Source organism: Vibrio penaeicida (assembly GCF_019977755.1).
Lineage (GTDB): Bacteria > Pseudomonadota > Gammaproteobacteria > Enterobacterales > Vibrionaceae > Vibrio > Vibrio penaeicida.
In genome coordinates this window covers 1,780,106-1,792,138 of the sequence record NZ_AP025145.1, presented here as the reverse complement: position 1 = coordinate 1,792,138, position 12,033 = coordinate 1,780,106, and the positions used below count along the sequence as shown (strand labels likewise).

Annotated in this window: 5 protein-coding genes; 2 read left to right on the top strand and 3 right to left on the bottom strand. The window is 42.2% G+C overall.

The genetic code is table 11. From position 1 onward, the window contains the following. Positions 1–270: 270 nt before the first annotated feature. The gene (gene glgX, locus LDO37_RS26365; RefSeq protein ID WP_126610240.1) at positions 271–2,220 is read right to left on the bottom strand and encodes a glycogen debranching protein GlgX; all 1,950 of its coding nucleotides are present in this window, start codon (positions 2,218–2,220) and stop codon (positions 271–273) included. Positions 2,221–2,745: 525 nt separating this feature from the next. Between glgX and LDO37_RS26360 the strand changes: the two genes are divergently transcribed. Beyond that, a complete protein-coding gene (locus LDO37_RS26360; protein WP_126610241.1) occupies positions 2,746–3,843 on the top strand; it encodes a tetratricopeptide repeat protein in 1,098 nt (365 codons plus the stop codon). Positions 3,844–3,923: 80 nt separating this feature from the next. Here LDO37_RS26360 and sstT read toward each other — a convergent pair whose 3' ends face one another. Beyond that, complete coding sequence (sstT, locus tag LDO37_RS26355) at positions 3,924–5,138, bottom strand: serine/threonine transporter SstT (RefSeq protein WP_126610242.1); 1,215 nt, start codon at positions 5,136–5,138, stop codon at positions 3,924–3,926. Between the two features lie 416 nt (positions 5,139–5,554). Between sstT and LDO37_RS26350 the strand changes: the two genes are divergently transcribed. Beyond that, positions 5,555–7,861: a response regulator gene (locus LDO37_RS26350; RefSeq protein ID WP_126610102.1), complete on the top strand. Its 2,307-nt coding sequence runs from the start codon at positions 5,555–5,557 to the stop codon at positions 7,859–7,861. Positions 7,862–7,943: 82 nt separating this feature from the next. On the opposite strand, the gene LDO37_RS26345 is transcribed toward LDO37_RS26350, so the two are convergent. Continuing rightward, on the bottom strand, positions 7,944–11,894 hold the full coding sequence (locus LDO37_RS26345) for a response regulator (RefSeq protein WP_126610103.1): 3,951 nt from the start codon (positions 11,892–11,894) through the stop codon (positions 7,944–7,946). Between the last annotated feature and the right edge of the window lie 139 nt (positions 11,895–12,033).

Here is a 12,033-nt window from a genome sequence, read left to right as displayed (position 1 = left end):
AAGACAATAAATGGACGAATGAATTTTATTAATATTTTTGGTAAAGCCATAGACGTTGTTTTTTATTAAAATTTGGAAGTAGATCCCATTTTTGTATTCGTTATCTTAGACCTAAATTAGGCGCGTATCAATGCATATCGACTGGATGTATATGGCGAGAACGGTTATTTGTTCTGTAAATGAAGTGAGCTAATTTATAAAATAAATGAATTGGGCGTACCCAAGTGGAAATACGGTGATATTTTCCGCAAGAATGACTTGGGTATAGCGTTAATTGTGTAGAATCATGAGTGTCATAGGCGTGACTAACTGCTCACCATGCACCTCTTCATCAAGCTTATGGTTCAAAGAGGTATCACATATGATTTGCCAGTGCTGATCCTTAGATGCCGGCAATTTGTACCTTGCAGGGACGCTTGATTGATTAATTAGGTACAAAAGCTCACGACCATCTTCACCTATTCCCATGTGAAGTGCGATCGCGCTGACAATGTTCCAATCATCATGAGACATGACTTCGCTATCGGTTCGGAGCCAAGTAATTCGGTTGTCGTTTCGAGAATCCCCACTAAATGCTCGTACAAATGGGAGCATGTATTTATTTCTTGCTGCGACAAGCGACGCCAGCCAATCTTTGAAGTGTTTCTGCCGCTCAGACAGCTCCCAGTTTAGCCAACTAAGCTCATTATCCTGGCAGTAGGCATTGTTATTACCATTTTGAGTGTGCGACAGAAGATCAGCCGTTAGAATATGAGGGACACCAAAACTAAACAGTAAGCTAGCCATGAAATTCCGCTTTTGTTTTTCTCTCATAGCTTTAATGAGCATGTTATTTGTGTCGCCTTCCACACCGTAGTTTGAGCTTCGATTGTCTCCATGCCCGTCACGATTACATTCGCCATTTTTAAGATTATTTTTGTGCTTATAAGACACCAAATCTTGTAGCGTGAAGCCGTCATGGTAGGTGACGTAATTGATCGTAAGCTTCTCAGGCCAGCGGCTTGCAGAATATATGTCTCTGGAGCCCATTAGCCGAGTGGCAAACTCTTTAAGATAGCCTTGGTCGCCCCGCCAGAAACTACGGCTAATGTCACGGAACTTGTCGTTGCATTCATTCCAACCATCAGGAAAGCCACCAACTTGATACCCATTTGGACCAATATCCCAAGGTTCAGCAATTATCTTGGTTTCACGAAGAGAAGGGTCTTGTCTTACGGCTTGAAAAAAGGACGCTTTATGGTTGAAGTGTTCACGGTTTCTCCCGAGTGTGGCGGCCAGATCGAACCGGAAGCCGTCAATATGGTATTCCTGTACCCAATATCTTAGTGTGTCCATGACTAAGTTGAGGGTGGGTTGATGTGTTAGGTCTAAGGTATTCCCACACCCTGTATAGTTTGAGAAGTGGTCGTCGTGAACGAGGTAGTGTAAAGGATCGAGCTTTTTAAGATTAAACTCAGGACCGTCAGCACCACCTTCGGCAGTATGGTTGTATACCACATCCAAAATGACTTCTATGCCGTTGCGATGAAGTTCTCTAATGGCTGTTTTCAGTTCCTTAACTGCGTCTGCCTCTGCGTATCTTGGATCTGGAGCCATAAAGACGAATGGGTTATAACCCCAATAGTTTGCCATTCCTTTTTCAAGCAAATGTGGCTCGTGCATACAGGCAGCGATAGGAAGTAGCTGAATGGTATTAATGCCCTGTTTTTCGTAAAACGCGAGCATTTCTTTACTTGCTAACGCGCGATAAGTTCCTCTTTGCGCCCTAGGGATTTCGGGGTGTAGTTTAGTTAAGCCTTTGACATGCGTTTCGAACAAAATCGTATCTTCAAGAGCACGTCTTGGCGGTTCAATACCTTGCCAGTCAAATTCCGACGACGTAACAACACTTTTGGCTAACACCCAGCTTTTTTCAGGCGTATACGGTGGCACGTAGTGAAGAGGCTTACTGAGTGCTTTGGCATAAGGATCAGAGATTAATATTTCGGAATCTTCAAATGGCACGATAAAACCATAGTTTTGTCCTGGCTCAATACCCTCTAGGTAAACGGCTTTAACACCATGCCCAAAGCTTTGGAGGGTATAGCTGACAAATTCATTGTTTTTATCGAACAAGGCAAGACGAATATCCGTTTCACTGGGGGCGTGAACGGCAAAATTGCAACCTGTCGAGTCTGGTGTCGCTCCGAGTGGAAATGGGCGTGCTCGTTTTTTATCCATGGCTAACTGTATTTTTATTCTTCAAGTTCAATTATCTGAGCAGTACAACAGCTACGATATGCTTAAGTTTATTCATGTACTGCTTATTCAGGTTTTGGTCATTCAGACTTCAGCATGTTGCATTTCGACATGTCGAATGGACAGGACTTGACGTAAATGTTTATATGCATGAATTTGAGTAATGGTTTAAGTATGATTTTTAATGACCGTACGTCAACCTTACTGAGCATTCTTTTTTAGAGAAGGAATATTTCCATTTCACATCATATGTGAGGTGTAATCTTGAAGATGCTCTCGTTTGGTATGGGTCAGTTTGAGTGTAAATCGACGTAATATTTTTACGCAAAATGTTAAAACAGCGTTCGATTGTTTGATGTTGGATATTTGATAGGTTAAGTAACTGGCTGATTTTTTTGAGCTACATAGTTAAATTGGCTGTTACGACACCTTTTAACACAATTCCCCCTAAAAATGCCCCCTCAAAAACGGTACAATACAGCTTGTATTCACCACCAGCAGTTTCCTATGAATGTAATGACCATTGCCATTGGCGCTTCCGTTATCTGTCTCATATTAGTCGGGGTCGGTATGATGACAATCAGCAGCAAAAAGCGCGCTGAAGAACGAGATAAAGTTGCTCGCGAAGCCGCATATAAAAAGGCAATGGAAGCCTCTAAAGCAAAAGATCACCAAGAGCGTGTTTACAAAGCAGAAACGGGTCACATTCCAACTCAGCTATTCTTGGCGAAAGAAGCAGAAATAGGGAATCCGAGAGAGGCTTTACATTGGTATGAACGGGCTGCAAATGCGGACAATGAAATTGCCATGTACAGCGTTGTTCGTTTGTGTAATCGCTTTAGTGATAATCACATCATGAACCTTAAAGGAAAGTATTGGGGTAAAGTGATAGAGGCAAGAGGTGGCGACAAACAAGCTCAGTTTGAAGTGGGTTTATGTTTGTTAAAAGGTCATGGTATTGATCAAGATTTACAGAAAGGCATTGATTTAATCCAAGAGGTTGCCGAAGAAGGGAATATTGATGCTCAGTTGTACATGAGTGATTGGTACGTTGCGGAATCTAACCCTACCCCTAACTCTGCCTTAGCGGCTGAATGGAGTTACAAAGCAGCAAATAATGGTTCAATCGAAGGAATGATTCGTTTGGGGCGGCATTATGCTGAAGGACAAGGCGTTGAACAAAATCATACTCGTGCTACTTATTGGCTTGAGCGAGCAGCCGAAACGGGCAGTGGGAGAGCGCAATTTTATGCCGGCGAGCTTTGGGCTGATACCGATGCTCAAGGTAATGCTCTTGCTTACATTTGGTTTTTTCTTTCCGCCCACTCAGGCTTTTCGAAAGCCAAGAAACGTCGTGATGAAATTGGTAATGTGATTGGTATCGATGCCATTGTCGGTCTTCAAGGGCTAACTAAACCGATTTTAGCAAGACTAGAAGAAGGGAAAATCAAAAGGCACTCGATCATCAAGGCATTAAATAAAATGTACAAGCGCGATGAATATTTCCCAGAGATTCATGGTGACGAGTTTGTGGTAAGAACGCTAGAGCAAGAAAAGACGGAACAACCCAGCAAATCTTCTGATTTCACCCAAGCAATGAGTTAGCGCAAACTTACTTAGCTTGGTAATAGTCTCTTTGAAAAGTCCCTTTGAAAATGCCCCGCGTTGAAGCGGGGCATTTTTTATCACGAATCTTTATCCAAAGATTTACAGACAGCGGCCGTGAACACCACATCAGTTGAACTGTTCAAAGCCGTTTCAGCGGAGTCTTGAATCACACCGATGATGAAACCAACGGCAACGACTTGCATCGCGACGTCATTTGGAATCCCAAATAACCCACAAGCCAACGGAATCAGTAGTAAAGATCCGCCCGCCACACCAGATGCCCCACACGCTGATACGGCGGCGACAATTGATAGCAGCAAGGCTGTCATTACATCAATCTGAATACCCATGGTATGTACTGCAGCCAGTGTAAGAACTGTGATAGTAATGGCTGCGCCACCCATGTTAATGGTCGCCCCTAAAGGGATAGAGACAGAATACGTATCTTCATGCAGTTTAAGCTTGGAGCACAAATTCATATTGACCGGAATATTAGCTGCACTTGAACGTGTAAAGAAAGCCGTTACACCACTTTCTCGCAAGCAGGTTAGAACGAGAGGATAGGGGTTTTGTTTCGTTTTGGCGTAAACAATGACTGGGTTAATGATCAGCGCCATAATGAACATTGATCCCAACAATACTGCCAGTAACTGTGCATAGCCGAAAAGAGCGTAGAAGCCAGTGGTTGCAAACGTTGATGCCACGAGTCCGAAAATACCAAACGGAGCAAGCCTGATAATAAAGCGAACGATCTGCGAAACACCATGACTTAAATCTTCAAAAACAGCCTTAGTTGTATCTGACGCATGGTGCAATGCTAGCCCCAAAGCAATTGCCCACGCCAAAATGCCAATGTAGTTCGCATTCATCAGTGCGCTGACTGGATTGTCTACCAACTTAAACAAAAGAGTGTGCAAGACTTCCGCTATGCCCTGAGGAGGTGTGGCTCCTTCTGCCCCTGCGACTAGTGTTAGCGTCGTAGGAAAAACAAAGCTCATCACCACGGCGGTTAAAGCCGCAAAGAATGTACCCAAAAGGTAGAGCACAATAACGGGCTTCATATTTGTGTGCTGATTTTTCTTTTGGTTGGCGATGGAGGCGGCGACAAGAATGAATACTAAAATGGGGGCAACCGCTTTTAGTGCACCAACAAAAAGATCACCTAGCATACTCGCTTTTATTGCGGTCTCTGGTGAGGTTAAGGCGAGTGCAACACCAAAAGAAATGCCTAAGAGTATCTGTAAGACAAGATTTCCGTTTGCTAACCGTGATAACACGGAAGAGTTGTTCATAATCTTTCCTGTAATGTAATAAGTTTTAGCCTAAGTTAGGGTGGAAGTACTCATTCACCCTGATTGTGTCCTATAAATATCCGAACTCTTCGTTTCGGTGATGCGATCTTATAGATTGCAGTTTTATTGTCTAGGTTAATTGAGTTATTTATGTTTTAAAATTTACTGATTGGTGTTTTATCTAGGTGTATATTCTGTAAATAAGCTTTAACTTAGTATTCATAATTGTGACGTAAGGAAGATTTCTAGAAAATATTCGTAGGCAATATGATTTATTAGGCTCGGCAAATTATTGATTAGAAATGAAAATCTTTTGAGCTAATTTAAAAAGCACCAATAAGCAACTGAGTTTCTATGAAGTTGGATTTTTCCAGCTATGCTTAAAGAATAAAAATAGACGTTACAAGGTTATTCTTATGACTATCTTAAGTAGCGTATTAAGTTGGAAAGCTAGGTTAAGTCTGTCCCGTCAGATATTGGTCTTGTTGTGCTTGTTAGGCAGCCTGTTTGCTGTTTTGTCGACGCTGTCAAATGCCTATTGGGAGCAACAGAAAAATTCTGAAAGGACGGAAGCGATTGTAGCTTCTGTTGATACGTATTTTGTTCCCAAGATTCAGCGTTATATAAAGGTGAAAGATCAGCCTCAGCTTGAGGCTGTGGTTAAAGAGCTATATCGCTTTGCAGAGGTCGACGGCGTAAAAATAGCGATGTCAGGGTCAAACGATATTCAGCTTGGTCAATTCTCTTCGCAAAATTCAGTGGTATCTCATTGGGAGCTCGAAGAAGGGTACTCTGATAAAACGTTAAGTCTAGCCTTAGTTTCGCCAAATCAAATCGAATGGCAAGACAGGTTTTCGTATAAGGAGTTTGCGACACAAAGCTTACTGGCGCTATTGGTGGTATTGATTGGTTACATCACTCTATTAAATTCAATCATCAAGCCAATTCGCGAAATGTCTCACCGAGTTGGGGAAATCGACGAGAACAACCTTCCAAACAAAATTCACTTTCAATCACACTGGTTCCAAGATGAACTGTCGCAGTTTAACGAGCGATACAATAATGCAGTGGTACGAATTCGAGAAACCTTTCTTCAACTATCTAATGTATGTCAGCAAGCTGAAATTGCGAAGGCACGGAAAAGTGACTTAATGTCGACGATGAGCCATGAAATCAGGAATTCGTTAAATAGCTACGTTGGAATGGTTTCACTATTGAAAGATGAACCCAGTAAAGAAGAACTGAAGGAGTTTTCTGCTCTTATCCAAAGCGCTACCGCCAATTTACAGGATTTGGTAAGCGATATTCATGATATGTCCCAATTGGAAACTGGTCGGTTGGATATTGTTAAAAAGGATTTTAGCATCAATGAATTGGTGGACGACATTGATGCGATGTTTCGTGCCAAAGCAACGGAAAAAGATCTTCTATTCCAATGCACGTTAGATTCCAGTATCAGTCCAAGATTACTTGGTGATAAAAGCCGTATTCGACAGGTACTGCGAAATTTATTGAGTAATGCCATTAAATTTACGGATAGTGGCTATGTTCTTTTGGATGTTCAACACCTCTCTTACGATGACAATTCCGAAACGATACTCTTTGAAGTCAAGGACAGCGGAGTTGGAATTGAACGGCCTCAGCAAGACGAAATATTTGAGCAAAATATTTCCAGCGATAGCAGTGAACGAAATACCACAGGGGTGCGTTTAGGCATAACCCGAAACCTAATACATCTTATGGGAGGGCACTTAAGGCTGGATAGCGAGCCCGGGGTTGGGACTCACTTTTCGTTTACGTTACGGTTCTCGTATTCCTCTGAGCAGTCTGTGATGATTGATGACGAACTTGATAAACCAAGAGCGCTGCTACTCGACGACTATTGCCTGAATATGAGAATTACGTCTATTCAATTGGACAAAATGGGCTGGGAGTCGACATGCTGCCAAGATATTAGCTACGTTACTACGATGTTGAAAACTGCACTTAAGAAAGGGTTGGCCTATCAGCTTTTAGTGATAGATCATGATTTAGCGTATCTCGACAGTTTTGATTTTGTTAAGCAAATAAAAGAAGGGCTTGGGGATAAAGCACCCTCAATTATGATGATATCCTCATCCAAATTTGATCATAAAGAAGCCATCAAACATGGTGTCGATACCTGCCTAGTAAGACCTTATGATGTTGATGATCTTGAACGTAAAGTTAAGTCTGCATTCGAGAAAGAACCATTGGCACCCCCTCCACATTTGCTTGTAAGAAAACCCGTAGTGAAATCGCTTTTGAGAGTTTTGCTGGTGGAAGACCAAGTTTCCAATCAAGTTGTCATGAAAAAGATGCTGGAACGTTTAGGGGTTGATGTTAGCGTGGCAGAGAATGGACGAGTAGCGGTATCAAAGTGCGCAGTAGAGCATTATGATTTGGTCTTAATGGACTGTCAGATGCCGGTAATGGATGGGTTTGAAGCTACGTTTTCTATTCGCAAAATGGAAAATGAATCTAACTTAAGGGTGCCTATTGTCGCATTGACTGCCAACGTACTTGCGGAAGAGAAAAAGAGATGTTTTGAAGTCGGGATGGATGGGTTTGTTTCAAAGCCGGTTAGCTTAAGTAAGTTGTCCACAGTGCTTAGAAAGCATGTTTCCAACTTTGAATTCATAGTTAAAGACTCCAAATCCAACTCAGAAAGTAGCGAGCTTTCGAAAAAGCGAACAACTCACTAAACCAAAAGCACCACACCGAAAGTACTAAGTCGAACAGTTCAATAAAGTTAGTTAACCTGAGCTTGTGACCGTGAAGCTGAGGTTAAATTGATTGTTTAAGCCTTGCTAACATATCCGCTGCTTGGTCAAACTGGAAGTTATCCAGTAATTCGCTCATTTCGTTAAGGGGTGAAGCATCACCAAGGTTGTATTTTTGCAATTCCTCAATAATGGTAAGAGCTTCGGTATCCGCTTCAAGTAACGCTGTGTTGAGTTGTTCGATTAGCTTGTGGAAACTACTATCGATCGCTATTTTATTTTGTGGTTTTTCTTCCGCTTCGTGAATTTGAGAATTAACCATTTCTACAAAAGACATCATTTTCTTCACATCATCCTTAGAAATCGGCTGCCCGTTCTTTATCTCTTTTTCCATTCTAGAGGATTGCTGATAAAGGAAATCGACAGAAAGGTTTGCCGATGCCCCTTTTATCGCATGCAGCTTGTCTTTGGCTTTTTCTAACTCTTGCTCGTTAGCCATATCCAATAACTCTTCCATATCGTTTACTTGTGACTTAAAGAAGCGTTTTAACGTCGAGAAATAGATTTCAGCATTACCTGATAACCGATGTAAACCAGTTTTAAGATCGATGCCTTCGACCTCTGGGAAAGTATGTTCTGAGTTCACGTTATTCTCCGGCTTTTTAGCATGACCATTTAAGGCTGGCTTTGGTTGGCTTGCCTCGGGTTTCTTGTTTGATAGGTTTTGTGCGAACTCGGAAATTTTGGCCAAAAGCCCAGGAACATGAATGGGTTTGGCTATGTGAGCATTCATTCCGACATTAAGGCAAGCTTCCACATCTTCACGCATGGCATTTGCTGTCATGGCAAGCACTGGCAAAGTGAACTCATCGTATCGTTTCCGAATTTCTTTGGTGGCAGTTAATCCGTCCATAACGGGCATTTGCATGTCCATTAGCACAACGTCGAATGTGTTCTTGTCTAATAAATCGAGTGCGTCTAAGCCATGGTTCGCGATGCTGACTGTCGCCCCTTCATTTTCGAGTATGGTTGAGGCAATCTCTTGGTTCGTGATGTTGTCTTCCACCAATAGTATTCGGGTTCCAGAAATATTGTGTTTAGCTGGGGAGTCAGTAGACGCTTGTTGGACGTCTTCAGCAATGTAGCTTCCTAATGCATCTACTATGGTATCAAGCAAGTTGGAGGGGTTAACTGGTTTCAAGACTAGCCCGTCGATAAGGTGAGCATATTGGTTGTTGAAATCGAGTTGATTGCCGTAGGCCGTGATCAAAATTGTTTTTGCATTGGGGCAAAGTTGGTGCTCGGTTATGTGCTCAATAGCTTGTATTCCATCAATTTCCGGCATTTGCCAGTCCACTAAAAGTAAATCATATTGCTTTTTCTGGTGTTCAAGTATCTGGTAAGCATCTTTTGCGTTCGATGCGACGTCGACATCAAACATCATATCGTTCAGCATGCTTGCAACGATAAGCCTCGCAGTATCATTATCATCGATGACCAATGCACTTTTATGCTGGGTAATGAGATAGCGTTCTTTTGATTCTGTTTCTTCACTGATTTCCAGTTCCAATTCAAACCAAAAATGTGAGCCTTTGCCATATTGGCTACTCACCATAATCTCGCCGCCCATGAGTTGAATTAATTGCTGGGATATCGACAGCCCCAGCCCCGTCCCACCATACTTACGAGTTGTAGACGTATCACCTTGATTAAAGGCTTGGAAAAGGTTGTTGATCTGCTCGGGCGTCATCCCGATTCCAGTGTCTTCTACGGTGAATCGCAGAACCACAAGGTTGCCCGTCCGGGATTCCTCTGAAACACTGATGATCACCTCGCCATTGTCGGTAAACTTGACAGCGTTACCCGCGAGATTGATAAGCACTTGACCCAGCCTTAACGAATCGCCCGTTAAATGATTCGGAATATTGGGCGAGACGTTAAAAATGAGTTCTATACCCTTGTCTTCAGATTTCACGGACAATACATTCGCTAAGTTATCGAGAACTTTATCGAGATTGAACGCCGTATTCTCAATTTGAAGTTTGCCCGCTTCGACTTTCGAAAAATCTAAAATGTCGTTGATGATACCCAGAAGCTGTTTGCTGGCATAATCGATTTTCTCCACGTAAACACGCTGCTGCTCTTCCAAACTGGACGAAAGGACGAGGTGGGTCATCCCCATAATCGCATTCATTGGCGTTCGGATCTCGTGGCTCATATTCGCTAAGAAGTCGCCTTTTATCTTACTGAGCTTGTCCGCAGAGTCTTTTGATTCTATTAATTCTCGTTCTAGTTGTTTTGTCTCAGTCACGTCCATAAAGGTACCGACGATACCCATAATGCCATTGTTCTGGTCATAAAATGGCGCTTCATAAACGATCAGATCTCGTTCTTCTTCATTACCATTGGTGAGTACCATTTCGAACTCTAGACGTTTTGTGCCTTGCAGAAGTTCCAACTCATAACGTTTAAGTACGTGTACGGTGTCTTCGTTAAAGAGCGTCTCGATATGACTTCCAAGTACTTGATCTACCTTCAGCCCCATAAACTCACAAAACTGTTCGTTAACGCCTAAATATTCCCCTAATCTATTGCGATAGTAAGTGGGGTTAGGAATGGAGTCGATAATGTGCTGATTGAGCTCCAGTTGTCTCGTGACCTCTTGCTCTGTCTCTCGCTGCATTTCTATGTTCAAACCCAATTGAAAGGCAATACTGAAGTTCTCTACCAGTTCGTTAAGGATCCGAAGCGTATTTTTGTTTAGCTTCTTAATGGTGCCTATTTGAATGACACCAAGCGGCTTATTGTTGGCTTGTATTGGAAATGCATGAAGTTCGAGTAGCTCCATGGTCATTTCACCCATCCCCAGTTTCAATGGGGCGTCATCTGTTGCTTCAACCACCAGATGCGTGCCAGTCTCTAAGCAGTAATAGGGAAACGTATCGTTTTCAGGGGTCGGGTCATAGATGTTGCCAAAGCTATTTATGGAGACTAAATCACCGTTTTTATTTTGATAAAAAGTGATGAGTGGAAAAGAGAAGTGAGTGTTTAGAAATTGTTTGGTCGCGGATACAACGTCGTCAAGCTGTTCCTTACCACGAATCACATCATTATAGTTTTGAACGGTTTGTCCAATTCTCAGCTCATTTCGTAAATTAAAGAGTAATGAGTTGATGGCACTGGAAAATGCACCTAGCTCTCCTTGTACTCGTTCGCTGAGTTTGAAGTCGTAGTCTTGATCGTTCACTTTAGAGATGACTTGGTTTTGCATTCGACCAAGTGGCGCGATATAAACCAACCAAAGTAACGCAAAGGATAGAACTAAAAAGAAACCGAGGATAAGGATACCTACGAACAGTACTTGAGAATTCCGATCTACGAGCCTTTCTGTAGAAGTTTGGTCGCTGATTAGCCTGTCCATGCTGGATAAATAGGCCGTCTCTATGGCAGACATGATTCTTGATTTTTCATCAAAGTAATCCTGCCCATACAAAAGGGAGAGTGCGTTCTGTTTGCTTTGAGAGGTGGCAAGCTCGACTTGTTCAAAAGCCCTCTCTTCTAACTCAACAAGTTTGTCCGATTTAGATAATGCTTCAGCAAGTGAATTGACCTCATTTTCGGACATTCCAGCGTCGTGTATTCTCTGTAAAAAAGTTTCTCCCATGAAGCCGGGCGTTAGGGTGAAATTTAAATGAGGTTCCGTTGCGATCACATCCCAATAGCCAAAGTCGTGACCTTCTGGAATGGGTGCCTTTCCGTTTCTGACATCCAAAACCCTTTCAAACAGTGCTTTCCATTTGATGTCTCCAGTTAGGGCATATGCGCGTGCGAATTTAGTCAAATTATCAGAACTTTGTTTAAGTTCGCTTCCCATTTTTATTAGATTGGCTTGTTCTTGGAGAATTTGTTCTTCTTCTTCGAAAACATCTATCGTTCGATCGACGACGAAAATGATACCTATATTTACGATAAACATAAGTAAAAACAATAGACTGAATAGAGTTTTCATTTTCATGGAATTACCACGTCACTACGGGAACACAACTCTAAATAGCATAGTTAACAATGTGCACTTTTCCCAAGAAGACAACGACTTGATTTCAGAAATTTTCATTTGGCTCAATAACTCTCATTTTCCTCGTCTATACTTGATT